The organism is Photorhabdus asymbiotica (genome assembly GCF_003634575.1).
GTDB lineage: Bacteria > Pseudomonadota > Gammaproteobacteria > Enterobacterales > Enterobacteriaceae > Photorhabdus > Photorhabdus asymbiotica.
In genome coordinates this window covers 704,869-731,750 of sequence record NZ_RBLJ01000001.1, presented here as the reverse complement: position 1 = coordinate 731,750, position 26,882 = coordinate 704,869, and the positions used below count along the sequence as shown (strand labels likewise).

The following is a 26,882-nucleotide window of genomic DNA, read 5'->3' as shown; positions in this document are numbered from 1 at the left end:
CATTCATACAATGGTTTTGTTGATATTAAAGTTAGGATACTGAAAGAGATTCAGTCTATAACCTGAAATAGAAAAATTGTAAGAAATGAAAGAGGGGAGAGCATAATAACTTTTTAATTTTCTATTTTAACCAATTATACGAAAATGGTTAATATTCTAAGTTATAGGAATATTTAATTATACTTTTTGAATTAGACGTCTATTACAGACGTCTAATTGAAATGAATTTGGATAAGTCATTCATACAATGATTTAATATATTATTTATGAAATAACATTATGTAATTTAAGGATGGTATATGAGTGGTAAGAATGATTTTAAAGCTTTTTCTATTGGCAATAATGCCAATGTAGTGAGTCAAGAGAGATATGAAGCCAGTCCAGATTTACAGGCTGGGTTTCCTCCCAATGACGTTCCCATTCATTTGCTAAATAAGGTACTGCGTCAATCGTCAACCATATCAGCTGTTGTGGCTAATTTTATTGCGACACAATCTGGTGATGATATTGTGGATGATGGTGATATCGCTGAGCTTACCGAACAATTAAATAAGGCGTTAGAGCAAAAAGTTAAAACAAACATTCCCAATGCTTCGTTAATACAAAAAGGTGTTGTTCAACTAACAAATCAGGTTGGTAATAGTGATACATTAGCGGTTACGCAAAAGTTGGCCCAAGAAATAATAAATTCATTACGTGAAAATATTAATAGTAAAGTTTCTAATAGCCGGAAAGTGAATGGAAAAACACTATCTGCGGATATTGACATTACCTCTCAAGATATCTTTGGTGGGTTGGCGATTAATTTAGGTGATAGGGCGAATTTGGATAGTCATAAAACACCGGGTATTTATTATCAAGAATACAATGCTTATGCTCAAAACGGCCTTAATTACCCTGAACCGTTGGCGGGATCGCTTATTGTTCTCAGAGCGGCTGGAATCATTCAACGTTATTTTGTCTATAACAGCAGTCGGATATATACACGTAGCCAATATGCCAATGGGGCATGGACACCCTGGGCTAGAGAGTATAATACCCTGAATAAACCGACTGCTGCGGATATTGATGTGTATACAAAAGCTGAAGTAGATAGCCGGGTTAATACTAAAGTTAATATGAATACAGCGGGTAAGGATATTAATGGTTGGTGGAAGTGCGGGGATACAGGGGTGATTTATCAGTGGGGGACTGTGAACTGGACAGGATATGATACGCCCGTTAATTTCCCTATTCGGTTTCCCAATATTTGTGTAAATGTTTTGTTAACATTGAGTCATAAAACTGACCTAAAATCATCATATAATGTTGTTGCGAACAAACTGTCTGTGACAGGATTTAATTATTGGGCATACCCGACAGAAATCTCTGCCTTTTGGTTTGCAATAGGATATTGATATATCTTTGCAGTGAAAGAGTTAATGATTTCTATCTTTAAATTGATTTCAGAAACTTGGAAATTTTAAATTAAAGTTTGAGTTCTTTATTCAACGGGACTCAGACCTTTGAATTTGTTTTTAGTCCGATGGTGATTGTTATAGCCAATATATTTAAATCTCTCTAAGTGAAATGTCGTTGATTTTAACAATTATATGAAAAATAGTTAATGTTCTAATTTATAAAAATATTTCATTGTCATTTTTATGAACCAGATTATGACTGGTGTGAATTATCAAGGTCTATTTTCACAATAGTTCAATATGTTTTTTGTAAATAAATAATATTATTTAACCTGAGGATTGTATATGAGTGTAAAGAATGATTTTAAAGCTTTTTCTATTAAGAATGGTGCTAATGTAGTGGATCAAAATTTATATGAAAGTAGTCCAGAGTTGCAGACTGGATTAGCACCAAATAGTTCTATTCATGTTCATTTATTAAATAAGACATTGCGTCAATCGTCAACCATATCATCGGTTTTAGCTGATTTTATTGCGGAACAATCTGGTGAGGATGTTTTAGATGATGGTAATGTAGCGAAACTCACTGCACAATTAAAAAAGGCGTTAGAAAAAGTTAGCGCTAAACGTCCAGGTGATATCTATTTATCGGCACATCCAGCATCAGATTTAGCTAAAGGAGAATATATTGCGAATGGTGCGGCTTATGCGATTGATTCAACTGTTGGTCGGGCATTGAATAATTTATCCGATGCATATAAGGCAGCATGGGGAATCAAGTTGCATGATGGAAAAATTAACCTCCCTAATCTGTTTGTTGATGGACGAGGAGTATTTGTACGTGCTGGTTTGCAGCCTGGTGTGATACAGGGAGATGCGATTAGAAATATTATAGGTGATGTGGGATTGTGGAGTTGGGGGCTTTTTGCTCGTACTAGTGGAGCATTTCATGGTGTAAATGTGAACTCTGAAGGAAGTGTCGTGAAAAAGAACACACCTGATACAGCTTCAATATTCGCATATGCCACTTTTGATGCATCAAAAGTGGTACCAACGGCAGATGAAAATCGCCCATTAAATGTCAGTATGATACCTGTCATTTATTTAGGTGTATAAGATTGGCATCTATTTATTTGCTTGTCTGATGCTAATTCAGGTAGTAATCTCTTGGTGAATATCTTAATAATATAGCCAGAATTTAAATAAGTATTTTGGCTATATATGAATAATATGGAAAGTAAAAAAATAGCAGTTAATAGACTTGGGGAAACATAGAGTATTACTGAGTTTTTCGATTACAATATGTTAGGTGGTTTATTATTGATAATTATATAAAAATAGTTGCTCATTTTAGTTGTAAAAATATTTCATTATCATTTTTCTGAACTGGACTATAACTGGTGTGAATTATCAAGGTCTATTTCTACAATAGTTCAATACATTTTTTTGTAAATAAACAATATTATTTAACTTGAGGATTGTATATGAGTGTAAAGAATGATTTTAAAACTTTTTCTATTAGTAATAATTCAAATGCATTGAGTCAATATGACTATGAAAGTAGATCAGAGTTGCAGGATGGATTTGATCCATTAAAACAATTTGATCTTCACGTGTTAAATAAGGTATTACGTCAATCGTCAACTATATCATCCGTTGTAGCCAATTTTATTGCGACAGAATCGGGCAGTGATGTTTTGGATGATGGTGATGTAACCAAAATTACCGCACAATTAAAAAACGTGTTAGATCAGAAAATTGCAAAGTGTTGTAATCTTAATGTGAATACTGCTAACAAGGTTGCAAATGGTTGGTGGAAGTGTGGTGATACTGAGATAATTATTCAGTGGGGACAGGCAAACGGCTCTCTAAATATAAATGATTATAGAAATTTCACAATCCCATTTCCTAATGCTTGTTTTCAGATTGTGGCAACATATGCTGATTTTTATAATTTTGGCTCTGGGGTTGCTGCCGTACCTATTTCTGCCAGTCAATTTATTGTAACGTGCAGAAATTCTGCAAACGCGTTAACAAATAGTTATGTGAGATATTTTGCGATAGGATATTAATGACTATAGCATGAAAATAAATGCATTCTACTCTATAAAATTGGAATGAAATAATATTGATTCTGGTTCGTTGTCTAATGATATTGTTGAAATGAGTGAATGGTGTTTAGCATAAATATGCTATTTATAATGCGCCATAAGGAAATATTACCAGTAGATAGCACTATTATAAGATGTAGTTGGATGAAATTAATATTTCATGGGTTCTTGGCATTGAACAGAAATAAATAATGTAAATGGCCTGAATAAACGGCCATTTATATATTGATAGATCCAGAATGTAATATTAAATAGAAAAATTTTGGTAAGAAATTAAATAAGGGAGATAATGGGAATTTTTTAATATTGAGTTTCCTATTTAAATCAATTATGCAAAATGGTTAATGCTCTAATTTATAAGAATGTTTTATTGTTATTTTTTTAAACTAGACTATGACCAGTATGAATTATACTGAGTTGTTTGCATAATAATTCAATGTGTTTTTTGTAAACAAGTAATATTATTTAAATTGAGGGTTATATATGAGTGTAAAGAATGATTTTAAAGCTTTTTCTATTAGTAATAATTCAAATGCCTTGAATCAATATCGCTATGAAAATAGTTCAGAGCTACAGGATGGATTTGATCCAACAAAACAATTTGATCTTCACGTGTTAAATAAGGCATTGCGTCAATCGTCAACTATATCATCTGTTGTGGCTGATTTTATTGCGACAGGATCGGGCAGTGATGTTTTGGATGATGGTAATATAGCGAATCTCACTGCACAATTAAATAAAGCATTAGAACAAAAAATCAAAGTAGAATCTGATAATCGATTTATTCGGTTAAATACGAATACAAAAACATCTGGTTGCATTTTATCTAAGACAGCAAATTTAGGTGACGATCCATCCCTGCGAGATTTGTCATTGTCAGGTTTCTTGCGTCCAAATAGTTGGGCGGACTTAGGTGGTTTGGCAATTCATGTCGCTCACCCTAGTGCAGGGATTCGACACTCAAGAGGAATTTCTTTTGAATACGGTAGTACATCTGGAGGCCAAGAAGGGTTTGGAATACATACATACGCATTTGACAAAGATGGTAAATTTAAAGGTAAAAAAAGAATTTTAGTTGAAGATGTAAACAGTGCATTCGATGCTAATGGATTTCTCAAGAGAATCTCACCGATAGTCAAAATCTACTCTGACGGTGAGTTTTCAACTAATGAAGAATCTGAAGGTGCAGAAGTCACTAAAGAGGGAACTGGTGTATACCGCATTTCAAATATTTCAGGCTGTAACGCTGATGGTGCATGGGGAGAGCATGGTGGTATTTCAGCACCAAAAGATAAGAATGGGTTAGAGTTGATTTTTATCGATGACCGTATTCAACCTGATGGTTCTATTATCATCGAGACCTTTCACAGACAACATTCTCATTTACCGACACGTTTTCAGAACTGGCGACTTAAATTTATCGATGATAATGATGAACGTGTTTTCTACAAAGACGGAGAGCCTTGTGATATTCCAGAGAATTGCCGCTTAGATGTTCGTGTCCAAATGCCGGAAGATTCATCCTGGGATTTAAAATAGAAGAAGTTGCAGGAAAATATAGAGGGAATAGGAGAAAAATAGTTTCTAGTATATACCCAATAGATTTCAAGTTGCAGCGCGGCGGCAAATGAACGCATCCCCAGGAGCATAGATAACGATGTGACTGGGGTAAGTGAAAGCAGCCAACAAAGCAGCAACTTGAAAGATGAAGGATATATATGGGTTATTTACATAATAGCTTAATGTGTTTTTTGTAAATGAATAATGTTATTTAATTTAGGGGTTTTATATGAGTGCAAAGAATGATTTTAAAGCTTTCTCTATTAAGATTGGTGCTAATGTAGTGAGTCAAAGTTTATATGAAAGTAGTTCGGAGTTGCAGACTGGATTAAAACCAGGCAGTGATATTGATATTCATTTGTTAAATAAGACATTACGTCAATCGTCAACCATATCATCAGTTATAGCTGATTTTATTGCGACAGAATCTGACAGTGATGTTTTGGATGATGGAAATATAGCTAAACTCACGGTTCAATTAAATAAAGCGTTAGAACAAAAAATTGCAACAGACATTCCCAGTGCTTCATTAACACAAAAAGGTGCAGTCCAGCTTACAAATGTGATTGGTAATAGTGACACATTAGCGGTGACACAAAAGCTTGTTCAGGAAATAGTAAATTCATTACGTGAATATACAGATAATCGGATTAAAACAGCCAATGAAGTTCCTGTTGGTTCTCCTATTCCATGGCCATTACCCCATCCACCTATTGGTTATTTCACTTGTAATGGTTCAGCGTTTAATAAATCACAGTATCCGAAGTTGGCGGAAGCTTATCCTGAAGGTAGGTTACCTGATTTAAGGGGAGAATTTATTCGTGGTTGGGATGATAGCCGCGGTGTTGATACGAATCGCTCTATATTATCTACACAAATAGACACGATGCAAAATATTACAGGTAATATAAATATATCAACTGAGAATACGTTTAGCGCATATGCAAATGGCGCATTTACTAATACTCCTATCCCAGGTACTGTTGTAACATCTGGGTATGTGACCAGAAACCTAATGTATGTTGCATTTAATTCATCTCGGGTTGTACGTACTGCACATGAAACTCGCCCCCGCAATATCGCATTTAATTATATAGTAAGAGCAGCATAATGACAGAATAGCAATATTCTTTAAACCAAAAGCTGGGCTAACTAACTTATGAAAAACCAACCATAATAGGTCGGTTTTTCTAACTGAATTATTGGTTTTGAAACATGAATAACTTGAGTAGGAGAATAATTATTCCGATTTATTAGGTTAAACACGAGTACAAAAACATCTGTCTGTATCTTATCTAAGACCGTAAATTTATATATACCCGTCATCTTTCAAGTTGCCTCTTTGTTGGCTGCACTCACTCACCCCGGTCACAGAGTTAGCTATGCTCCCGGGGATTCGCTCCCTGGCCGTCGCGATGCATCTTGAAATCCATAGGGTATAATGACCTATCAACGCGAGATTTATTATTATAGGATTTATTGCATCCAAACATAATTTCTATATGTTGCATATATTTTCAATTTTAAAATATTGAACTAATTATTACTGTTAATTGTATAAAACAGTTAATTTTATAAGCAATAGGAATACTGCATTATTTTTTTCCTAAACTAGACTTTGATTAGTGTGAATGATAGGGAGGATTATTTTTACAATAATTTAATATGTTGATTATAAAATAACATTATAGCGTTTAAATACATTGTGAGGGTAAGCATAATGAGCATATCTATACTTGAAGAAATCCCGGTGGGAATACCACTTCCTTGGCCGACTGACATACCGCCATATGGGTGGGTGAAATGTAATGGGGCAATCTTTGATAAATATTTATATCCTAAATTAGCGGTAGCTTACCCTAGTGGTAATTTGCCCGATTTACGCGGTGAATTTATCCGTGGCTGGGATGATGGGCGAGGGGTGGATATTGGTCGATATGTACTATCCACTCAACTAGCGGATATCGCCCCACATAGCCACAGGATTGGCCGGATGTGGTCCAACTCAAATGCTGGAGCCGAGGGTTTGGGTACACCGAGCCGTATTCTCAATAGTGTCTACCAAGGCGTTAACTACGGAATTGATACTCGCGGATTAGGCATTGCTATCGGCATGGGATCTGGCGGTTTCGGTTATATGGACAATGCGGTTGCTGCTTCAACAGGAATAGAGACCCGACCGCGAAATGTGGCATTTAATTACATAGTGAGAGCAGCATAATGACTGAACAAAAATACTCTTTAGAACATGAAACTGCTGTATTGGGTAAAGATGGGTTAGCTATCCAGGCTGGTTGGATAAAGGTTTATCACACTAATCCGGTCACAAGAGAATTCACAAATACAAATATTGAGTACATCATGCTCGGCATGAGTTTGCCAGCGGGCGCTTATTCCGATGCGCCAGGGCTTCCAGATTCTGATGATATGACTGTGCGTCGCAGTGAGGACGGAAGTCATTGGGAAATTGTGCCAGATTATCGCGGGAAAATTGCTTACGATAAGCAAACTCGTGTACAGCAAGAAATCACAGAACTCGGTGAATTACCAGAAACACTGACATTCAAGAAACCTGCTACTGATTATGATCAGTGGGATGGTAAAGAATGGGTAGTTGATAAAGACCTGCTTAAATCCCATCAGATTGCAGAAGTTAAACAAAAGCAAGCAGAACTGTTTCGGCAAGCAAATGAAATACTGTCATTGCTACAAGACTCTGTTGACTTGGAAGTTGCCACAGAAGTAGAAGCAGCCGCTTTACTTGAATGGAAAAAATACCGGATATTACTAAGTAGGGTAGATATTTCACAAGCGCCTGATATTGAGTGGCCGGAGATGCCGAAGTAAGAACAGGAATAATTAAACAGTTTTATATTTTTAGGTAAGAAATAATAGTCTGTAAGTGGTTATAAATGCCAGATTTGAAGTTGGGTTTTTCCTCAGGCAAATTTCAGCTATAGAAAAACCAACTCTAATAGGTTGGTTTTTCTAGGGAAGTTTGGTCGACATAATAGGATATTAACCTATGTTCCGACACTCTATGACAATTGCGTTGGTAATCTGAAATGAATTTGTTAAACCGTTTCCTATTTCATGAAAAATCAAAGGATATAATATATACCCAATAGATTTCGAGTTGCAGCGCGGCGGCAAGTGAACGAATCCCCAGGAGCATAGATAACTCTGTGACTGGGGTGAGTGAAAGCCGCCAACAAAGCAGCAACTTGAAAGATGAAGGGTATATATGTAATCTAAAAATTAGTGTTTGGTGGGACAAACATGGTTCATATGTGAATTTCTCATAAATAGAGATAAGAAGAGATGGGAAGAATAAGAGAAAGATAGTTTTAATATGTTAAATGTATATTTATGAATATATTTTCTATTTCAAAATGTTGAATTATATATTGCTGGCAATTATACAAAAATAGTTAGCGTTATAAGCAATAAGAACACTGCATTATTATTTTTATGAACTATACTTTGATTGGCATGAGTTGCAGATGGGATTATTTTTATAATAATTCAAATAGATTGATTATGGAATAGTATTATTTAATTTAAGGATTTTATATGGGTATTAAGAATGATTTTAAGGCTTTCTCTATTAGTGATAATGCGAATGTATTGAGTCAGTATAGATATGAAGGAAGTCAGGGTTTGCAGACTGGATTTCCACCAAATGATGTTCCCACTCATTTGTTAAATAAGGTGCTGCGTCAATCGTCAACCATAGCGTCAGTGGTAGCTAATTTTATCGCGACACGAACTGGTGATGATGTTTTGGATGATGGTGATATAGCTAAGTTAACCACTCAATTAAGTAGGGCATTAATAACAGAATTTCCAGATGCCTCATTAACACAAAAAGGTGTTGTTCAGCTAACAGATGTGCTTGGTAATAGTGATACATTGGCTGTTACGCAAAGTCTTGTTCAAAAAACAGTCGATTCATTGCGTGAGGAAATTAATATACCTGTGGGTTCTCCTATTCCTTGGCCTACTGCCATACCGCCAGCCGGGTGGTTACAATGTAACGGAGCCGAGTTTGATAAAGCAGCTTACCCACAACTAGCGGCAGCATATCCCACAGGAAAATTACCTGATTTGCGTGGGGAGTTTATTCGAGGCTGGAGTGGGAAACGTGGTGTGGATAATGGTCGTGAGATTTTATCGTTGCAGGGGGACGCCATTAGAAATATCACGGCATTCGTAAAAGGACGCTCGGATAGAGCCAACGGGAGAATATTTTCAGGTAATAATGATAGGTCTGGAGCATTTTCAACATCAGGCGAATACGGAGATTACGTTGTAATGTCTAAAGGGCCAATGAGTAGTGCAGGTGCACGTGATCGACTTGCAGAATTATCGTTTGATGCGTCTCGCGTTGTGCCGACTGCAAATGAAAATCGCCCCCGTAACATCGCATTTAATTACATAGTAAGAGCAGCATAATGGCAGAATAGCAATATTCTTTAAACCCGAAGTAAAGAAAAAGTGGGTCTAATTGGCTTATAAAAAACCAACCATAATAGGTTGGTTTTTCTAACTGAATTATTGGCTTTGAAACATGAATAACTTGAGTAGGAAAATAATTAGTCCGATTTATTTTCTTTGTCTAATTTTTTTTCAGTTCATATTTTATTTTTCATAAATAGAGATAAGAAGAGATGGAAAAAATAAGAGGGAAATAGTTTTAATATGTTAAATATGTATTTGTGAATATATTTTCTATTTCAAAATATTGAATTATATATTGCTGGAAATTATACAAAAATAGTTAGCATTATAAGCAATAAGAACACTGCATTATTATTTTTATGAACTATACTTTGATTGGCATGAGTTGCAGATGGGATTATTTTTACAATAATTCAAATAGACTAATTATGAAATGGTATTATTTAATTTAAGGAAATTATATGAATCCCCAAAATGATTTTAAAGCTTTTTCTATTAGTGATAATGCGAATATAGTCAGTCAAGAAGAATATGAAGAAGATCAGAGTTTGCAAACTGGATTTACACCAGAGAGTATTTCTACTCATGTATTAAATAAGGTATTACGCCAATCGTCAACAATATCGTCGGTTGTAGCTGATTTTATCGCAACACGATCGGGTAATGATGTTCTTGATGATGGGAATATAGCTAAAATCACGGCTCAATTAAATAAAGCGTTAGAACAAAAAATTGCAACAGATATTCCCAGTGCTTCATTAACACAAAAAGGTGTTGTCCAGCTTACAGATGCGATCGGTAATAGTGATACATTGGCAGTGACACAAAAACTTGTTCAAGAAATAGTAAATTCATTACGTGAATATACCCTCGAAGAGATAGATAATCGGATTAAAACAGTCAGTGAGGTTCCTGTCGGTTCTCCTATTCCGTGGCCATTGCCCTATCCGCCTACAGATCATCTCGTTTGTAACGGGGCATTTTTCAATAAATTACAGTACCCAAAGTTAGCAGAAGCTTATCCTGACGGTAAATTGCCTGATCTAAGGGGCGAATTTATCCGAGGTTGGGACAGTGGTCGAAATGTTGATCCATTTCGTCCAATATTGTCGTGGCAGGAAGGGGCTTATTTAGTACAGAATGTTGATCGGGCGAATAATTTTATTATTGCTTTTTCACGCAATGAGCTTTCAAAATTGCAGTGGGATATTCCCCAAAATAAAAATATTTCGGTAAAAGCGGTACATTATGGAACTCAGACAGACTGGTCAGCGGGTTACAGTTTTATCGGCGTATCAAGACCACGAAACATCGCATTTAATTACATAGTAAGGGCTGCATAATGGCTAAAAATACTCTTTAGAATATGACCCGGTTGTGTTGGGATGGAAGAAATATCGGGTATTACTCACTGGTGTAGATACTTCACAGGTTCCCGATATTGAATAGGTAAGGGTACTTGGATAATAAAACCAGCTTCATTCTAGTTAATTAGATATACCCTATGGATTTCAAGATGCATCGCGACGGCCAGAGAGCGAATCCCCGGGAGCATAGCTAACTATGTGACCGGGGTGAGTGAGTGCAGCCAACAAAGAGGCAACTTGAAAGATGACGGGTATAATTTTATATTTTTAGATGAGGGGAGATGATTTATTAATGGCAGTAAATGCCAGGTTTTAAATCGGATTTTTAACAGATCTAAACACCAGACATAAAAAACCAACTCTACATAGTTGGTTTTTTCCATAGAAATTTTGTCGGCATAAAAGGATTTTAATTTTCGACCTCAGATATGTCATGACTGTAAATATAAATAGTACAAAATCTGCATTAAACATCCAAACCGTAAAGCTGTGTGATATCACTGAATGTTGCCGCTTAGATGTTAGGGCTAAGATGCTAAATATAAAATTGGAGTTATATTTTTGACTCTAAAATATTAAGCTATTTATTGCTGCTAATTATACAAAAACAATTAACCTTATAAGCAATAAGAACATCGCATTATTATTTTTCTGAACTAGACTTTGATTGGTGTGAATTAGAAATTATTTTTACAATAATTCAATATATTGATTATAATATCATTTAATTTAAGGAAGATATATGAGTACAAAGAATGATTTTAAGGCTTTTTCTATTGGTAATAATGCTAATGTGGTGAGTCAGGGAAGATATGAAGAAGAACAAAGTTTAAAAACAGGATTTCCTCCAGATAATGTTACCACTCATGTGTTAAATAAGGTACTACGTCAATCATCAACCATATCATCTGTCTTGGCTGATTTTATTGCGACACAATCTGGCGAGGATGTTCTCGATGATGGGGATATAGCTAAACTCACCGCACAATTAAATAGAGCTTTAGAACAAAAAACTACAACAAAAGTTCCCGATGCCTCGTTAACCCAAAAAGGCGTTGTTCAGCTTACAAATGTGATTGGTAATAGCGACACATTGGCGGTTACACAAAAGCTGGTTCAGGAAATAATAAATTCATTGCGTGAAGATCTTAATAATAGAGTACCTAATACCCGGAAGGTGAATGGGAAAGAATTAAGTACAGATATTAATCTGAGTGCAGTGGATGTAGGGGCATTGCCTTCTGATGGCGCTGTTATAGCAGCTAACAAATTGGCTACAGCCAGAACGATTGCCGGAGTTGCCTTTGATGGTACGGCAAATATTAATATCCCAGCTGGTAATGTAGGTGCATATACCAAGGCAGAAGTTAATGATTTGATTAATACAGTCAATAATATTCCTGTAGGTGTTCCTATTCCCTGGCCAACTGCCATACCGCCAACTGGATGGCTGCAATGTAACGGTGCGGCCTTTGATAAGTCGAAATTTCCGCAATTAGTGGCAGCATATTCATCAGGCGTATTACCCGATTTGCGCGGTGAGTTTATCCGTGGTTGGGATAGTAGTCGTGGAGTTGATACGAATCGCTCTATATTATCGACACAAATAGACACGATGCAAAATATTACAGGTAAGGTAGATTCACATAATAAGTGCAACATCGTTAATCTGGAAGTAAACATGTTCGTATACCCTTAAATAATTCATTCGGGGTTTTCCCACCCCGTGTTTTTCGGGGACGATGATTTAATCGGTTTACCACAAAGTTTATTTCCTGATCAGAGACTTTATTAAAATCAGTTCCCTTTGGAAAGTATTGTCTGATTAACCCATTGATATTCTCATTGATCCCTCTCTCCCAAGGCGAGTAAGGATGGGCAAAATAAATTTCAGTTTCTAATTTTTTACTTATGGTTTCATGATCTGCGAACTCCAAACCGTTATCGAAGGTGATGGTTTTAACTCTTTGTTTTAACGGATATAATACTTTCACCGCCGCTTTCGTCACTTCTGATGCCCGCTTGCTATCCAGTTTAACAATAATTGTATACAGCGTTTTACGGTCAACCAGGGTTAATAAGACACTTTTTTCTCTTTCCCCATTATCGTATCACCTTCCCAGTCACCAATACGTTCTTTTTTATCAACAAATTCCGGGCGATCATCAATGCTGACCCGATTTTTAATTTTGCCTCTTTTTTCATAGCGACCATAGCGTTTACGATAGGGTTTTTGGGCAATTCGCAGATGTTGCCATAAATCACCCCCTTCTATTTTATCTTGATAAATCAGCCTGTAAATCGTCTCATGATGCAAAAATATCCCTTTATGTTGCTTCAAATAATCAGCCACCTGTTCAGGACTTAAATCTTTCCAAATTAACCGTTTTATCCATTTTTTTACTTCCGGCGTTATTTTTACGGCTTTTTTAGCAAAATGACGACGAGACAATCCCTTCAAATGAGCTTGTTCTGGGCAGTATGTCAGGGCTTCCTGATTTCTCTTCAATTCTCTGCTGATGGTCGACGGACTTCGCTCAAGTGACTCAGCAATGAAACGCTGTGAAAAACCCGCTTTTTTTAAACTGGAAATCGGGTATCTTTCTGTTTCGGTCAGTTGTGTATAGGTCATAGTGCATTTTCCTTTGGCGAGAAAGATGCTTACTATAGCAACTGACCGCCTTTCTGAAAAATTGCACTTATCAGTCGAATCCGCCTTTTGAATTTTAGTTATATAGCTATTGGATATTGATTTGATGTTATAGCCCTATTAATGTAGGCCTATAAAGTTATTACATATTGAATGGTAGTTTCCTTTCTTTTTGTTTTTTTAATACAAGATTAATAAGTTGTTTTTTTACTCTAGACATTTCTCTAATCAGTTTATTGCTACTATTTTTTGTAATTATTTTTTCTTTATGAATACGTTCATTTTCTAGTGAACTTGGAAATTTATCATGGCATTTATTTATGGTGTAGTCTTGCATGCATAAAGCAGGAATGAATTGGCAAATAAAGTAATTTTTATCATAGATGAAATTGTTAAAGATTTCATAATCAATAGGATCTTTAAATGGTGATGATGTTATTTTTTCAAACAGATATTTTGCACCTTTATTAGTGATTATATATCCTCCTGCACCGAGGTGTTCCCCTCTTAACTTGAATATTCCTTCATGCTTATTAAATGTTTTAACTGGTGATATTGCTGTTTTTACTTTTTCATCAGCACGCTCAATTTTAATAACGTGCCAGTCAGGATTAATCCAGTCATAATTTTTTAAGTAATTTTCAGCTTCTTTTGAAAGATATATATCATCTTCAAAAATAGTTGCCATTGGTAAGTTTTCATCAATTACTTTTTTCCACAACATTACATGGCTTAATATACATCCTTTTTCACCTAATGAAAGATTAGGGTTATCAAAAGAAACCCCCAAATCATTGGCAATATGTATTTTTGTTTTATCAATAGCATCGAAAAATTCAAAAGGTATTGATTTTTTTGAAAACTGTTCTACGATGTGATTTCTACGTTTTTCGTTGTTTTGGGATAAACTTATAACAAAATTATTCATGATATTTTTCCATTTATATTATTAATATATTTATTTTATTTTAATATAGTAGTGATAGCAATGGATGTAATGATACAATAATGTTATATGCACGTATTCCTACGATTGTAATGTTCACTGAACTGCTTTAGTAACTCTTTAGCTGCATCCTCAGTCATATACGTCCTCATTGGTTCCCGTCTAACATCCTTCATTTCAAACGCATTCTCATCAAACTTTGGATCTGAAAAGATAATATCCATAAACAGATAGCCATAAGGGTTATCTGCAGATAAACGAGCCTCTTCTGACTGAGCAATATATTCAGCATTATTTATTTCGAGTTTAATCATGGTATTACCTATTTAACTGTGTTCTTATACAGTAATTTATATAAGGTAATGGATAGGATAGCAAGGAGAAAAGGGTAATTTTATGCGCTAAAGAAAGGGAGATTTTGAGGGACAATTTGTCGTAGTTTTACCCCTATTTTACCCCGCGCAAATTCTAGACATAAAAAAACCAACCTTAACAGGTTGGTTTTTCTAGGGAAATTTGGTCGGCATGAGAGGATTTGAACCTCCGACCCCCGACACCCCATGACGGTGCGCTACCAAGCTGCGCTACATGCCGATAATTTGTATTATAGTACTGATTTTTTCTCTAAAAGCAAGTATTGAATTTCGTGACCGATTGATTTTTAAGCATTTAATTAGCTATAAAATGTTTAACCTCTGTTAGTATCTGTAACAGCTGTGCCAGATTGGGTTTAGCATCTTTGACTTCGTTGCCTTCGAGGTCATACAGGTAATAGTTTCCGTTTTTATCCAGAAACAGGGTGTTTTCATTGGTGATAATGATTAGAGAACCATTATCGCCAGTAATAATCCATGGATTATTACGTTGTGCTGCAAACAGGTCTTCACCCTGAGAATAGTCATCAGGAGAATTGCTGACATGCAATAGGCGTTGCATTAATGTTGTCATGATATCCTGATGGCCAGTCAGTTTATCGATTGTTTGTGGTGGTGTGTCTGGCCAGTGAATAAGCAAAGGAACATGCATTTGAACACGATTGAATCTGTCATTATTTATCCACTTATGTGGATGGGTAGCTGTGATTTCGCTATGGTCAGCGGTAATGATAATTACCGTGTTATTCAGAGCGTTTTTGCTTTTCAGTGTTTCTAATACAGCGTGAATTTGGTTATCCAGCGTTGATTTGTCAGCTGTCTCAGCAGCTTTATCCAATCCATTCATCTTCAGTAAAGAAAACCATGGGCTGCCGGTATTGGGTAAATTCAGCCATTGTTGCCACTGTTCTACCGTGAGTTGGTTGCTTTGGTTGACACCAATAGGTAATGAATAGTCGGAAAGCAATGCTTGACGATAAAGCGGAGTTTTAAACCCTTCTGAAGAGAATAACCCAAATTGATACCCTTGATGAGTCAGTGCATTGAGCAGCGCTGATGATTTACGCCCAGCAAGTATTCCATCCAGATAGCCGGAAGAAATACCGTAGAATAATCCGAACAGGGCGGTATCATTTTGAATACCAGTACTGAAATGTTGATTGAACTGGATGCTGGTTTCTTTAAAACGAGAAAGAGCGGGCATATTCTCGGTGATATCTTTATTATCCAGCCCGTCAACAACGAGTATTAATAGGTTGTATCCGCTTCCTTGATCCTGATAAGTCAGCTTATTCAGTGGATATTCAACAGATAAAGCAGCAGGATCACCCTGTTGCATAAGGCGGCGCTGATATTCTTTTTGATCCAGCAGGCCATGTTTTTCAAGAAATTTACGCGCTGTCATTGGATAAGAGAGCGGTAGGTTAGAGCGTTGCATGGTTATTGGGCGGTAAAAATTAGCGTCAGACCAGATATACATTAGATGGGAAGCTAAAAAGGCAGATATGAAAACTGCCGCCAATGGCTTACCAAACCGTTGCCGATTCAGGCTACGTAGTTTCTGCCAACTCCAGGTGCCAAATAACATCTGTATCAAAAAAATGACTGGGATACAGATAAACATCAGTTGCCATTCCCGTGCCAATTCCCCCTGATCTGGATTGATCACCAGATCCCAAACTAAAGGTGTAAGGTGAAGGTGGAAACGGTTGTACACCGCGCTGTCGAATATCAACAGTGTCAACCCAGCTGTGGCGAAAATAGCCGAAAGAAATCTTAGCAGGCGCTGTGACATGACAATAAATGTCAGCGGAAACAGAATGAGCAGATAAGCAGCGAAAACAATAAAACTAAAGTGCCCAAGCCAACTAATCAAAGCATAGACTCGGCCGAACAGTGAGCCCGGCCAGTCAGAAATAAATAGGTAACGGCTGCCTAATCCAAGGCTGAGCAGGATATTAAACAAGGCAAACCAATGCCCCCAGCTAATCATCTGGGAAACTTTTTCTCGATAACGCTGACGGCTAGTCACCATAATTTTGTTTACGTTTTGGTCTTTAGTTAAAATTAATGGGCTTTATCTTCGTTTACTGAAGCTTTAAGCGCGTGTGCAAACGAGTCGGCTATATGTCTGCGTTGTGCAGGGGACACACTCGTATTGATTAAATTTGTTACCATATTGCCCAGTACCATCAGAGAAAGGTCTGTCGGCGTATGGTTTTTTTCCAGAACACTGACTAATTCTGTTAATAAACGTTCGACGTGTTCGTCACTGTAACGAGATGACTGTGGCATAAATTTAAACTTCCTGAACTAACAAAGCACACTATCTTACCGTATAGGTGAGTGATTTTCTGCCCTTTTATAGCAAATTAATTCATAGTTAATATTATGTTGCAATAATTAGGACGCCTTTAGCCATTTTTGGGTCGTTGTCGGTAAATAGTAGCGGATAATACAGGGTGAAACGCGATTTTTCCCCAGTTTTTTTATTGCAGCAGCTTGTTATCAGTGTTTGAATACGCCGTTAAAAGCGAATGAAGTAAGCAGAGTAAGGAGTGGAAAGAATGAGTCTGCAAATAGACCAGATTGCTTTGCATCAACTAATCAAGCGTGATGAACAGACGTTAGATGTTGTGCTGCGTGATTCTTTGCTCGCCACCGATCAAGTGGTGGAAGATATGATGGCTGAATTACACCGTGTATACAGCGCAAAAAGCAAAGCTTATGGCTTATTTAATGAAGAGAGTGAATTAGCAGAAGCTCTCAGACATCAGCGCAAGGGTGATGAAGATTTTCTTGGATTCAGTCGTGCAGCAACCGCACGTTTGAGGGATGAACTGGCTAAATATCCGTTTGCTGAGGGTGGGACGGTCTTATTTTGTCAGTATCGCTATTTGGCGGTAGAGTATTTATTGATTGCTGTGCTTAATAGCTGTAACAGTATGTCGGTTAACGATAATTTAGATTTGAATACCACTCATTATCTAGATATTCCTCATGCTGATATTGTTGCACGTGTAGATTTGACTGAGTGGGAAACCAATCCTGAATCAAGCCGTTATTTAACATTCCTGAAGGGGCGAGTAGGGCGCAAAGTTTCAGATTTTTTTATGGACTTTCTTGCTGCCAGTGAAGGTATGAATGCTAAGGTACAAAATAAAGGCTTATTACAGGCAGTTGATGATTATTGTGAATCTGGACAGCTGGATAAAAATGAGCGTCAGGCATATCGCCAGCAGGTATACAGTTATTGCAATGAGCAGTTGCAGGCGGGAGAAGAAATTGAGATCAAGGAATTATCCCAGGAATTACCTACAGTTGGCGAACAGAGTTTCCAACAATTTTCTCAAGAACAGGGATATGAACTGGAAGAGAGTTTCCCGGCAGATCGTAGTACATTACGTCAGTTGACTAAATTTGCCGGCAGTGGTGGCGGATTGACAATTAATTTTGATGCTATGCTATTTGGTGAAAGAATTTTTTGGGACCCGGTAACGGATACTTTAACAATTAAAGGGACTCCACCTAATTTACGTGATCAATTACAGCGTCGTAGTGGGGGACACTGATATTAGAAATAAATAACGCCGCAAATGCGGCGTTATTTACTCGGCGTCCCGAAAAGCTCGACTGTGGCTAATTAAGCACGCAGGAAGTCAATGTGCGCCAGTTTTGGCTTAAATGGATGGCGCTGTACAGCCTGCACTTTAACTTTAGTTTCTTTACCATCAATAACCAGAGTCAGAATTTCGCTATAAAATTCTGCTTTGTGTTCCATATTGATAACTTGGTCGTGATCCAGTTCAATAGAAACAGGTTCTTGTTTGCCACCATATACGATAGCTGGGAACTTGTTAGCTCTGCGCAGGCGGCGGCTCGCACCCTTACCCTGCTCTTTACGTACTTCTGCATTAATAGTAAACATTATTTTTCTCTTTCTCACATAATAAAATAAGAAAATAAATCCTGCTACAGGCGACCCAGCAGCAGGTTCGAGATTTGGCTTAACGTAGTGTTAAACGGGCGGCATTCTAGCGAAAAATGGTAGTTACAGCAAATGGAATACGTCCATTTGGACATATTAATATAATTGATCTGCTCGTCGGAAACGTCCTTGATAGTCAAAGATCTTTTCCCGGATCTGCCAGAATTGGCCTTTTTTACGGGCGATAACGAAGTCTGGATGGTGTAGTAAAGGCTGTTTCTGAACAATGTCTGAGGCTGTTTTCCAGTTAAAAGGTACAGCGGGAGCACGTTGATGATAGCGGAGAAATTGATGTTGAAAGGCCAGCCGTTGGGCTGGGGTTGTCAGTCGAAAGCGTTCGGAAACGTCAGCGCCATCTTCATCATAGTAGGTGATTTTTAGCCATTCTCCTTTACTATCAGTTCCTGGGGTAAGTTGCATACCACCACAACGTAGTACCAGCGCATCTTTGAGTTTCAATGCTGCTTTCAGCATATCGTCAGGATCAACCAGTACCTCTTGGCAACTATGACAACGCCGTGCCGCAATATCATTTTCAGCGCCACAATGGGGACATAGTTTAAAGCGAAAACGGAAGTTGCATTGGTGGCGTTTGCCGTGTTGATCTTCTTCCCAGCCCTGACAACGGCGTCCAAAATGCTCAATAATTTCACCGTCGGAGGCGCATTTTCCCCAGAACATATTGGCAAAGTTGCAGATAGGGCAGAATACCTGAACTGGCTGGCTCTGTTTATCTGGTTTATGGTTACCGACTTCCGGTGTGTAGAGATCGTGGGGATTCCCTGCATAATCGAGAATAAGGCAATCTTTTTTGCCTGGGAATAATCTCAGACCTCGGCCAATAATCTGTTGATACAGGCTGACGGATTCAGTAGGACGTAGAATTGCTATCAAATCGACATGAGGTGCATCAAATCCGGTGGTCAATACGGCAACGTTAACCATGTAACGCAATTGTTGAGCTTTAAAGGCTTCGATAAATAGATCACGATCGGCGGTTAATGTATCGGCACTGACTAAGGCAGCTTGTCCGGAAGGGAGTAATTGAAAAATCTCTTTGGCATGTTCGACAGTTGCAGCAAAAAGCATAATCCCTTTACGGTCAGCCGAATATTCAATGACTTGTCTGATAATATGAGGTGTGATGCGTTTTTGTCGTTTGATTTCGCGATTTAAATCAGTTTCATTAAAAATACCTTGCTGACTAGCGCGGATCTGACTGAAATCATATTGCATCACTGGCATATCCAGTCGTTGTGGAGGCACCAGGAAACCATGTTTAATCATATAACGTAGGGGTAATTCGTATATGCAATCACGGAAAAAACTATTTTCATCACCACGGATCATGCCGCGATAGTGATATTGATATATCCAGCCAATAGCCAGTCTGTAAGGTGTTGCGGTTAATCCAAGAATACGTAGTTGTGGATTATGTTGTCGAAGGTGGTAAATAATTTGCTGGTACTGACTGTTTTCATCATCACTGATACGATGGCATTCATCGATTATCAGTAAGGAGAATTGATTATTGAAATGTTCAAGATTGCGGGCGACAGATTGCACGCCGCCAAATACGACTTTTCCTGAGCTTTGCTTCTGTTGTAATCCGGCGGAAAAAATATCTGCTTGTAATCCATAAGCGCAATATTTGCTGTGGTTCTGTGCGACCAACTCTTTGACATGAGCCAGTACTAATACTCTCCCACGGGCCAATTTTGCCAGTTCAGCAATAACCAGGCTTTTACCTGCTCCGGTTGGTAGCACTATGACCGCGGGTTCATGATGATGCCGGAAGTGATTGATAGTCGCATCCACAGCTTCTTGCTGGTAAGGACGTAAAGTAAAAGTCATATTTGCTCTGTAACAGAAAAACACGCCTAAGAGGGTAACATTTTTCCGATCAGTTTACTGTGGATAGATGTGAGGTAAGATAATTATCTAATTGATTGAAACGATAATCAGTTATAACAAATAGATAATTGTTGTTTATAGTAAACATAGTTATGATTAGTATGAAAATGATTTAAATTTACTTTTATACCCAATAGATTTCGAGTTACAGCGCGGCGGCAAGTGAACGCATCCCCAGGAGCATAGATAACTATGTGACTGGGGTGCGTGAGTGCAGCCAACAAAGAGGCAACTTGAAAGATAACAGGTATATCTTCTTTTTTGGTGGCTCTGCGTTGTGGTGCCAAGATAGTAGAGTCATATTTATTTTTGAATTAATTTAATACAGGTGTCTTCATCCATGCGATTGGATAAATTTCTGTCACAACAGCTTGGTATCAGCCGGAATGAAGTGGGGCGTGAGTTACGCGCGGGGCGTATTACTGTTGATGATGAGATTATAAAAACCGGAGCTTATAAAATAACTCCAGAACAACAAATCATGTTTGATGGTTCATTGCTGGAACAGCAGCAAGGACCCCGTTATTTTATGCTGAATAAACCATCAGGGTATGTCTGTTCCACGGATGATCCTGTGAACCCAACGGTCCTCTATTTTATTGATGAGCCGGCAGCACATAAATTACACACTGCTGGTAGGCTGGATATGGATACCACAGGTCTGGTCTTGTTGACTGATGATGGTCAATGGTCTCATCGTATTACTTCCCCCAAACATCATTGTAAAAAAACCTATCTAGTAACGCTTGAATGTCCGGTTGCAGCAGAGACGGCAGATAAATTTCTTGCAGGTGTTCAACTTCATGGTGAGAAAACACTGACAAAACCTGCCCAACTGGAAATGCTGGAACCGCAAGTAACCCGCCTGACGATCAGTGAAGGGCGTTATCATCAGGTAAAACGTATGTTTGCAGCAGTAGGAAACCGGGTGATAGAACTTCATCGTGAACGAATTGGTGAAATTATCTTAGATCCTGCTCTAGAACCTGGGGAATACCGACCGTTAACTGAGCAAGAAGTTGCCAGTATTACTGTTCCTTAAGCTTAGTTTTAGTTAATTATTTTAAATTATTGGAGCAATACGCGTGCAACAAAAACGCTTATCCTATTTTGGGTTGATTTTAATCCTTGGGCTGCTTTCTATGTTAATGCCTCTTGCCATTGATATGTATTTACCAAGTTTGCCGACCATTGCCAAGGATTTCGGTGTGGATAATGGACAGGTTCAGATGACGCTGAGCAGTTATATTCTTGGTTTTGCTATCGGTCAGATGGTATATGGCCCAATGGCTGATAGTTTGGGGCGTAAGCCAGTTATTCTGGGGGGAGTTGCTGTATTTGCTCTAGCTTCATCTGCATGCGCAATGGTTCAGAATATCGATGATTTTATTTATCTGCGCTTTTTGCATGGGTTTTCTGCCGCTGCCGCGGGTGTTGTTATTAATGCGTTAATGCGAGATCTGTTCACGAAAGATGAATTCTCACGTAGTATGTCTTTCGTGGTATTGGTGATGACTATTGCGCCATTAATTGCCCCGATTCTTGGGGGAATGATGATGATTTGGTTTACATGGCATGCTATTTTCTGGAGCATTGCGATTACCTCTGTGATTGCTGTATTTCTTGTTGCTTTCTTTATAAAAGAGACTTTGCCGAAAGAAAAAAGACAAAAATTTCACCTTCGCACAACTATACGTCAGTTTATTATGTTATTCCGCCAGCGTCGCGTGTTTTGTTACATGCTTGCCAGTGGTTTTTCGTTTGCGGGAATGTTTGCTTTTCTCAGTGCTGGGCCATTTGTTTATATTGAGTTAAATGGCGTTTCCCCTCAGAACTTTGGTTATTACTTTGCGCTTAATATCGTATTTATGTTTGTGATGACAACGATAAATAGTTGCTATGTACGGCGCTTTGGGGCGTTGAAAATGATGTATTTTGGTTTGAGTGTGCAATGTGTGATGGGGATTTGGTTGTTATTGTCTACCATACTCGATTTTGGCTTTACTGCTCTAGTCATCGGTGTTGCAGCTTATATATGTGGTATTTCTATGATTACATCCAATGCCATGGCGGTGGTTTTAGATGATTACCCACATATGGCCGGAACGGTATCTTCATTGGCAGGTACCGTTCGTTTTGGGATTAGTGCCTTGGTTGGAGCATTACTTGCTATGTTACCTGCATACAATGCTTGGCCAATGGTGGGTTCTATGGTCTTATGTGTTATTTCAGCTATGTTACTTATTACCCATGCGAGAAAAGGTCTTAAATAAAAATATAAGGCTGCGTTATGTGCAGCCTTTTTCCTGGTTAGACAAGATTACTGTAAATTACAGGTACTTTTGACGGTGTTGTTTGGTTATGATTTTATGTGAGATTATTGAGAAGTAATTTTATTCCAATATCCACGTTTGACTTTATCTATGTATTCCTGATTAACGAGATCGGAGATAATCTGATTTTTGTTGAATTTATCAATAATATCAATGCATTTTGTCATGATATGTTATTCTGAAGTCTGACATTAGATCATGAAATGGTATTAGCTATTTAACGTTAAAAGCATTTTCTGCATCACTAAAGTTATCATTAAAAACCATAATATTATTGAGGGAATTGTTGGGAGGCTTGAATATCAGTGGCTATTTTGGAATTGAGTGAGCGGTTTTCTGATTTCCTTGTTTTTGTTGATTGTGCTAAGGACTGATCTCTCAATGTAAGGAAATTCCGAATTATCAGCTTATGATAATAAATGGTTGGCAATTCATTGACAATAATTATGAATTTGGTGTTAAATTTATGTTAACTAAAAAATATTGAAGCACGTTATCATTAGGTTATGATTAGTTTTTCCTTTATAGAACACATTGTTATTCATTTATTTTTATAGTTCTTGCTTGATTTTTATGTTAAGGGCATGAGTTGAAAAAATAAAATATGTAAATAATTATTAAACATCAAGTTATTTTTTTGCATAAAAAAAAGTTGAGTTTTCCTTAAAAAAAGTATAAATATATGCAAAATGCGAGATTGATCGCATTTTTTCTAAGGTGAAGTTTGAAATTAATGTAATACTATAAACACAAATTTAACTTTTTGTTTACCTTTTGGGGGTTAGTTATTCGGTTTTGGCGAGTAGAACACCTGAAGATAGTCGCTAACTTTAACTTTATTTATTTATGTTCTTTCAGGTAGGAATAATTCGTGAATAATATTCAGCTTTCGGTGGTACATCGACTACCGCAAAGTTACAGATGGTCACCCGGCCTTGTGGGTATCAAAGTTGAACCACTTCCGGTTGATGAAGTAAATGTAAAAAGTAGCCTGATGGGGTTGAAACTACTCAGCCACGAAGATGCGGCTGCGTGGAATGTTATGCAGAAATTACAGCAATCACTCGCTGATATGCAAATTGAAAGCACTGTGATTGAATGGGAAGGCCAACCATGCTTGTTTGTTGATAGTGAAGATGAAAGTGCTGTTATGTGCCGTTTGAAGACTCTTGGTGCAGCAATTGCTGAAAAGATAACAGCGCTTTATCCATTCTGACTATAAACAGATTAAATAGATTAGAGAAGAAAGGCGCTTCCTTTGTTGGAAGCGCTTTTTTGTATGCAAGGGAAAAAATGTTTTTAACCGTTAGGCATCATGCTACTACTGATGACCCGGCGACCACCATAATAACGTTTACTCCAGTATGTGCTGCTTAGCTTGGAAACAATCACACCGTTGCTGGTGGAGGCGTGAACAAATTGGTCATTGCCGACATAGATGCCAATATGTCTTGTGCGGGCACCAGTCTTAAATAGAACCAAATCACCAGGACGTAATTTCGAGCGGTCGATTTTTCTACCAATGTTTTGCTGTTCAGATGTTGAACGGGGCAGTTCCATGCCAAATTGGTCACGGAAAGTACGTTGAACAAAGGCAGAGCAATCTATACCGCGTTTAGTATTACCACCAAGTCGATAGGCAACACCTTTCCAGCCATTGTATTGACTAAGAATTTTAGATTTTATATCCAGATTGCGAACCAGCGCTTCGAATTCATCCTGAGACGCTTGCAGTAAGAAACCGTTCTTACCATTTACTGCATGAGTGTCAGTTTGTGCATTACGAAACTTTGAAGAATCTGGTGAGCTGCACGCGGATAAAGTCATCGCCACGAACAGCACGGGTATCAGCCGTGTAGTGTATCTCAGTGCCGGTTGAGACTTGACCATTATTTTTGTTTTCCCTTGCTATCCTTACCTTAGTTGGTCGCTATTATTGAAAAATATCAAACGCTTCGAAGCCTGGTGTTAGAAAAAACAATTAAGTAAAATGCGTTTGGTGTAAAAACGCGCTGGATGCCACGTTTTATAATGATATTCACAATAAATGTCATTCAAAACCGAGAGTACCGAAACAATCAGGAAAAGGCGAGTATTTAGTAGCATAATTTACAAAAAATTAGATTACTGAGCGCGAAGGAATAGGAATGTTGTTAATTTATGTTGTTTATGTGGATCTTATGAGCAATTGGGAAGGTTGAATATCTTCCCAATATTATTCAGAAAAAAGGAACTGAATGAGAAAGGTTTTAAACCGGACGACCAATTTGCGGTAGATGTTTATCTAACCAGTTAACCATTATGTCACTTAATGGTGTTAACAATAACCAGCTTGTTCCAATCAGAACCAGAGACAAAGAACCGACTGTAATATCAGTAAACCAATGAGCTCCCGCCATAATACGGGGCAATGAAAATATGACTACGATAAGTAATGCAATGGAGAACGCTTTACCTGAAATATAGCGCAGGATAAAACAGCTAAAAATTAGTAGCATTAATCCATGATCGCCTGGAAAGCTATTGCCAGAGGCATCTTTTGTCATTAGCTTGGTCATTTCACTAATACGATTGACATTATCAAATGTTAATGTCGGGCTTGGGCGAATGACTGGGAGCTGATGGCCGATTTGATTAAGTGTAACTGCGCTTATCAGCATGACCAGTCCAATCATGAATAGCCTGCGCTTTCCATGGTAATTCTGCTTACGAAATGCGCTGTAATAAAGCAATCCCATACAAAAAAGTGAAATTGCATCAAAAGCTCTGATATTCACAAATGCCACAAATTCTGTGAATTTTGAACCAGGTATTAACTTTTCGTTAAAAAAATAGAAGACTGCCGAGTCGATTTTGAACCAAAAACCATGATGCTCTGGTAAATACCATGAAAGAAATAAAGCGACCCCCAATAGGTTCAGTGTAAATATGGCAAACGGGTGACTGCGTGTCATGGGATACCTATTTTGTTAAAAGTAAAATTCAGTGGTAACTAAGCTCGTAATATGTAGGTTAATATAACAAATATTGGGTAATCATGTCGTGAATTTAATTCTTATCATAAGTTAGTCTGGTGATTTTTTTATCTGTTTTGTGCTTTTTCCTTTCTGTTTATTGACTCTGATAAGTTTTCCTGGCCGACTCTACAGAATTTTATCGATTTGGATAATCAATATTTAAAATTGTAAATTCTTAATTTATTGAAAATTATTTCTGAAAATTCACATATAGAAAGATATAAATATTTTAATCGGCTCTGGAAGATAGAAACAGTAAATAAACACCGAAAATAGCCGTTACCAATAACATGGCCTCATAAATTTTTCTGATTTCCAGACTGATTTTGGAAATTGAAGCAAATAATGTTGTCTTATGGCGGGGATTTTATGCCTATGTTCCGGATGATTATTGGTTGTTTTTTTCTTATGATTCCTGGTATTGTCAGTAGTGAGTCAGATGTAATATCAAGTTCAGGGGTTATTCGTTTCTCCGGTACAATTGTTGAGTCACCGTGTCGTTTTGATTGGCATGATAACTGGGCTAATACCACTTGTTGGCGGAAGGGACATAAAATTACTCAGCGACGAAAACTTGATCTCCAGCATGATATTTATTTTTATTTACCACACCAAATTGGCGTAACCGAAATTAAGTGGGTAAAAGGAAAAGAAAAAGTTGGCGTTGTTACAATTTCCTATAATTGATGTTAGGAAAAAGTCTAAATATTATTGTTTCAATGCTTAATTGGAGAGGATTATACCCAAAAGATTTCGAGTTG

Annotated in this window: 26 protein-coding genes, 1 tRNA gene and 1 pseudogene; 17 read left to right on the top strand and 11 right to left on the bottom strand. The window is 37.5% G+C overall.

Features of this window, described 5'->3' with window-relative positions:
* Positions 1–299: 299 nt before the first annotated feature.
* The 5 genes from BDD30_RS03180 (at position 300) to BDD30_RS03155 (ending at position 6,182) form a co-directional block, all read left to right on the top strand.
* Complete coding sequence (locus BDD30_RS03180) at positions 300–1,397, top strand: pyocin knob domain-containing protein (RefSeq protein WP_015833790.1); 1,098 nt, start codon at positions 300–302, stop codon at positions 1,395–1,397.
* 348 nt (positions 1,398–1,745) lie between these two features.
* Entirely contained in the window at positions 1,746–2,516 is a 771-nt protein-coding gene (locus BDD30_RS03175; protein ID WP_015833791.1) for a hypothetical protein, read from the top strand.
* A 368-nt stretch (positions 2,517–2,884) separates the two neighbouring features.
* Positions 2,885–3,472: a gp53-like domain-containing protein gene (locus BDD30_RS03170; RefSeq protein ID WP_015833792.1), complete on the top strand. Its 588-nt coding sequence runs from the start codon at positions 2,885–2,887 to the stop codon at positions 3,470–3,472.
* A gap of 522 nt (positions 3,473–3,994) precedes the next feature.
* Positions 3,995–5,050, top strand: a complete 1,056-nt coding sequence (locus BDD30_RS23975) for a phage tail fiber protein (protein WP_015833793.1) — start codon at positions 3,995–3,997, stop codon at positions 5,048–5,050.
* A gap of 250 nt (positions 5,051–5,300) precedes the next feature.
* Positions 5,301–6,182 carry a phage tail protein gene (locus BDD30_RS03155; protein ID WP_015833794.1) on the top strand — a complete coding sequence of 294 codons (882 nt, stop codon included), beginning with the start codon at positions 5,301–5,303 and terminating at the stop codon, positions 6,180–6,182.
* A 198-nt stretch (positions 6,183–6,380) separates the two neighbouring features.
* On the opposite strand, the gene BDD30_RS23005 is transcribed toward BDD30_RS03155, so the two are convergent.
* Positions 6,381–6,560, bottom strand: a complete 180-nt coding sequence (locus BDD30_RS23005; RefSeq protein WP_147408116.1) for a hypothetical protein — start codon at positions 6,558–6,560, stop codon at positions 6,381–6,383.
* Between the two features lie 231 nt (positions 6,561–6,791).
* On the opposite strand from BDD30_RS23005, the gene BDD30_RS03150 reads away from it, so the two are divergent.
* The 6 genes from BDD30_RS03150 to BDD30_RS03125 all read left to right on the top strand — a co-directional run bounded on the left by BDD30_RS03150 (position 6,792) and on the right by BDD30_RS03125 (position 12,598).
* The gene (locus BDD30_RS03150; protein WP_015833795.1) at positions 6,792–7,292 is read left to right on the top strand and encodes a phage tail protein; all 501 of its coding nucleotides are present in this window, start codon (positions 6,792–6,794) and stop codon (positions 7,290–7,292) included.
* A complete protein-coding gene (locus tag BDD30_RS03145) occupies positions 7,292–7,918 on the top strand; it encodes a tail fiber assembly protein (RefSeq protein ID WP_015833796.1) in 627 nt (208 codons plus the stop codon). Before BDD30_RS03150 ends, BDD30_RS03145 begins: the two co-directional genes overlap by 1 nt.
* Before the next feature lie 726 nt (positions 7,919–8,644).
* Complete coding sequence (locus tag BDD30_RS03140) at positions 8,645–9,526, top strand: tail fiber protein (protein ID WP_015833798.1); 882 nt, start codon at positions 8,645–8,647, stop codon at positions 9,524–9,526.
* Positions 9,527–9,993: 467 nt separating this feature from the next.
* A complete protein-coding gene (locus BDD30_RS03135; RefSeq protein ID WP_015833799.1) occupies positions 9,994–10,875 on the top strand; it encodes a tail fiber protein in 882 nt (293 codons plus the stop codon).
* 34 nt (positions 10,876–10,909) lie between these two features.
* The gene (locus BDD30_RS24940) at positions 10,910–10,981 is read left to right on the top strand and encodes a tail fiber assembly protein (protein WP_071823782.1); all 72 of its coding nucleotides are present in this window, start codon (positions 10,910–10,912) and stop codon (positions 10,979–10,981) included.
* 660 nt (positions 10,982–11,641) lie between these two features.
* Positions 11,642–12,598: a tail fiber protein gene (locus BDD30_RS03125; RefSeq protein WP_015833800.1), complete on the top strand. Its 957-nt coding sequence runs from the start codon at positions 11,642–11,644 to the stop codon at positions 12,596–12,598.
* Here the strand turns inward: BDD30_RS03125 and BDD30_RS03120 are convergent.
* The 6 genes and pseudogenes from BDD30_RS03120 to BDD30_RS03095 all read right to left on the bottom strand — a co-directional run bounded on the left by BDD30_RS03120 (position 12,564) and on the right by BDD30_RS03095 (position 17,164).
* Positions 12,564–13,531, bottom strand: a pseudogene (locus BDD30_RS03120) (IS30 family transposase). The gene BDD30_RS03125 and the pseudogene BDD30_RS03120 sit on opposite strands and share 35 nt — an antisense overlap.
* Before the next feature lie 160 nt (positions 13,532–13,691).
* Positions 13,692–14,477, bottom strand: coding sequence for a glycosyltransferase family 25 protein (locus BDD30_RS03115; RefSeq protein ID WP_015833803.1), 786 nt, complete (start codon positions 14,475–14,477; stop codon positions 13,692–13,694).
* An 83-nt stretch (positions 14,478–14,560) separates the two neighbouring features.
* Positions 14,561–14,809 carry a hypothetical protein gene (locus BDD30_RS03110; RefSeq protein WP_041381757.1) on the bottom strand — a complete coding sequence of 83 codons (249 nt, stop codon included), beginning with the start codon at positions 14,807–14,809 and terminating at the stop codon, positions 14,561–14,563.
* 203 nt (positions 14,810–15,012) lie between these two features.
* Positions 15,013–15,089: transfer RNA gene (locus BDD30_RS03105), tRNA-Pro, on the bottom strand.
* 75 nt (positions 15,090–15,164) lie between these two features.
* On the bottom strand, positions 15,165–16,904 hold the full coding sequence (gene yejM / locus BDD30_RS03100; RefSeq protein WP_015833804.1) for an LPS biosynthesis-modulating metalloenzyme YejM: 1,740 nt from the start codon (positions 16,902–16,904) through the stop codon (positions 15,165–15,167).
* Positions 16,905–16,936: 32 nt separating this feature from the next.
* Positions 16,937–17,164 carry a YejL family protein gene (locus BDD30_RS03095; RefSeq protein ID WP_015833805.1) on the bottom strand — a complete coding sequence of 76 codons (228 nt, stop codon included), beginning with the start codon at positions 17,162–17,164 and terminating at the stop codon, positions 16,937–16,939.
* 272 nt (positions 17,165–17,436) lie between these two features.
* On the opposite strand from BDD30_RS03095, the gene yejK reads away from it, so the two are divergent.
* The gene (gene yejK, locus BDD30_RS03090; RefSeq protein WP_015833806.1) at positions 17,437–18,441 is read left to right on the top strand and encodes a nucleoid-associated protein YejK; all 1,005 of its coding nucleotides are present in this window, start codon (positions 17,437–17,439) and stop codon (positions 18,439–18,441) included.
* A gap of 71 nt (positions 18,442–18,512) precedes the next feature.
* On the opposite strand, the gene rplY is transcribed toward yejK, so the two are convergent.
* A complete protein-coding gene (rplY, locus tag BDD30_RS03085) occupies positions 18,513–18,797 on the bottom strand; it encodes a 50S ribosomal protein L25 (RefSeq protein ID WP_015833807.1) in 285 nt (94 codons plus the stop codon).
* 156 nt (positions 18,798–18,953) lie between these two features.
* Complete coding sequence (gene radD / locus BDD30_RS03080; RefSeq protein ID WP_015833808.1) at positions 18,954–20,711, bottom strand: DNA repair helicase RadD; 1,758 nt, start codon at positions 20,709–20,711, stop codon at positions 18,954–18,956.
* A 254-nt stretch (positions 20,712–20,965) separates the two neighbouring features.
* Between radD and BDD30_RS24590 the strand changes: the two genes are divergently transcribed.
* From BDD30_RS24590 to BDD30_RS03060, 4 genes are all read left to right on the top strand, one after another.
* The gene (locus BDD30_RS24590) at positions 20,966–21,094 is read left to right on the top strand and encodes a hypothetical protein (RefSeq protein WP_015833809.1); all 129 of its coding nucleotides are present in this window, start codon (positions 20,966–20,968) and stop codon (positions 21,092–21,094) included.
* A gap of 17 nt (positions 21,095–21,111) precedes the next feature.
* Positions 21,112–21,813: a 16S rRNA pseudouridine(516) synthase RsuA gene (gene rsuA / locus BDD30_RS03070; protein WP_015833810.1), complete on the top strand. Its 702-nt coding sequence runs from the start codon at positions 21,112–21,114 to the stop codon at positions 21,811–21,813.
* Positions 21,814–21,856: 43 nt separating this feature from the next.
* Positions 21,857–23,044, top strand: a complete 1,188-nt coding sequence (locus BDD30_RS03065) for a Bcr/CflA family multidrug efflux MFS transporter (RefSeq protein WP_015833811.1) — start codon at positions 21,857–21,859, stop codon at positions 23,042–23,044.
* A 931-nt stretch (positions 23,045–23,975) separates the two neighbouring features.
* Entirely contained in the window at positions 23,976–24,320 is a 345-nt protein-coding gene (locus tag BDD30_RS03060) for a YejG family protein (RefSeq protein WP_015833813.1), read from the top strand.
* An 83-nt stretch (positions 24,321–24,403) separates the two neighbouring features.
* On the opposite strand, the gene mepS is transcribed toward BDD30_RS03060, so the two are convergent.
* Together mepS and BDD30_RS03050 are read right to left on the bottom strand one after the other, a co-directional pair.
* The gene (gene mepS, locus BDD30_RS03055; RefSeq protein WP_015833814.1) at positions 24,404–24,994 is read right to left on the bottom strand and encodes a bifunctional murein DD-endopeptidase/murein LD-carboxypeptidase; all 591 of its coding nucleotides are present in this window, start codon (positions 24,992–24,994) and stop codon (positions 24,404–24,406) included.
* A 359-nt stretch (positions 24,995–25,353) separates the two neighbouring features.
* Positions 25,354–26,058 carry a phosphatase PAP2 family protein gene (locus BDD30_RS03050; RefSeq protein ID WP_015833815.1) on the bottom strand — a complete coding sequence of 235 codons (705 nt, stop codon included), beginning with the start codon at positions 26,056–26,058 and terminating at the stop codon, positions 25,354–25,356.
* Between the two features lie 396 nt (positions 26,059–26,454).
* Between BDD30_RS03050 and BDD30_RS03045 the strand changes: the two genes are divergently transcribed.
* Positions 26,455–26,808: a hypothetical protein gene (locus BDD30_RS03045; protein ID WP_249039911.1), complete on the top strand. Its 354-nt coding sequence runs from the start codon at positions 26,455–26,457 to the stop codon at positions 26,806–26,808.
* Positions 26,809–26,882 lie beyond the last annotated feature (74 nt).

Coding starts and splice junctions, on each gene's coding strand:
- BDD30_RS03180 (WP_015833790.1), top strand. CDS start 300: ATGAGTGGTAAGAATGATTTTAAAGCTTTTTCTATTGGCAATAATGCC.
- BDD30_RS03175 (WP_015833791.1), top strand. CDS start 1,746: ATGAGTGTAAAGAATGATTTTAAAGCTTTTTCTATTAAGAATGGTGCT.
- BDD30_RS03170 (WP_015833792.1), top strand. CDS start 2,885: ATGAGTGTAAAGAATGATTTTAAAACTTTTTCTATTAGTAATAATTCA.
- BDD30_RS23975 (WP_015833793.1), top strand. CDS start 3,995: ATGAGTGTAAAGAATGATTTTAAAGCTTTTTCTATTAGTAATAATTCA.
- BDD30_RS03155 (WP_015833794.1), top strand. CDS start 5,301: ATGAGTGCAAAGAATGATTTTAAAGCTTTCTCTATTAAGATTGGTGCT.
- BDD30_RS03150 (WP_015833795.1), top strand. CDS start 6,792: ATGAGCATATCTATACTTGAAGAAATCCCGGTGGGAATACCACTTCCT.
- BDD30_RS03145 (WP_015833796.1), top strand. CDS start 7,292: ATGACTGAACAAAAATACTCTTTAGAACATGAAACTGCTGTATTGGGT.
- BDD30_RS03140 (WP_015833798.1), top strand. CDS start 8,645: ATGGGTATTAAGAATGATTTTAAGGCTTTCTCTATTAGTGATAATGCG.
- BDD30_RS03135 (WP_015833799.1), top strand. CDS start 9,994: ATGAATCCCCAAAATGATTTTAAAGCTTTTTCTATTAGTGATAATGCG.
- BDD30_RS03125 (WP_015833800.1), top strand. CDS start 11,642: ATGAGTACAAAGAATGATTTTAAGGCTTTTTCTATTGGTAATAATGCT.
- BDD30_RS03115 (WP_015833803.1), bottom strand. CDS start 14,477: ATGAATAATTTTGTTATAAGTTTATCCCAAAACAACGAAAAACGTAGA.
- BDD30_RS03110 (WP_041381757.1), bottom strand. CDS start 14,809: ATGATTAAACTCGAAATAAATAATGCTGAATATATTGCTCAGTCAGAA.
- yejM (WP_015833804.1), bottom strand. CDS start 16,904: ATGGTGACTAGCCGTCAGCGTTATCGAGAAAAAGTTTCCCAGATGATT.
- BDD30_RS03095 (WP_015833805.1), bottom strand. CDS start 17,164: ATGCCACAGTCATCTCGTTACAGTGACGAACACGTCGAACGTTTATTA.
- yejK (WP_015833806.1), top strand. CDS start 17,437: ATGAGTCTGCAAATAGACCAGATTGCTTTGCATCAACTAATCAAGCGT.
- rplY (WP_015833807.1), bottom strand. CDS start 18,797: ATGTTTACTATTAATGCAGAAGTACGTAAAGAGCAGGGTAAGGGTGCG.
- radD (WP_015833808.1), bottom strand. CDS start 20,711: ATGACTTTTACTTTACGTCCTTACCAGCAAGAAGCTGTGGATGCGACT.
- rsuA (WP_015833810.1), top strand. CDS start 21,112: ATGCGATTGGATAAATTTCTGTCACAACAGCTTGGTATCAGCCGGAAT.
- mepS (WP_015833814.1), bottom strand. CDS start 24,994: ATGGTCAAGTCTCAACCGGCACTGAGATACACTACACGGCTGATACCC.
- BDD30_RS03050 (WP_015833815.1), bottom strand. CDS start 26,058: ATGACACGCAGTCACCCGTTTGCCATATTTACACTGAACCTATTGGGG.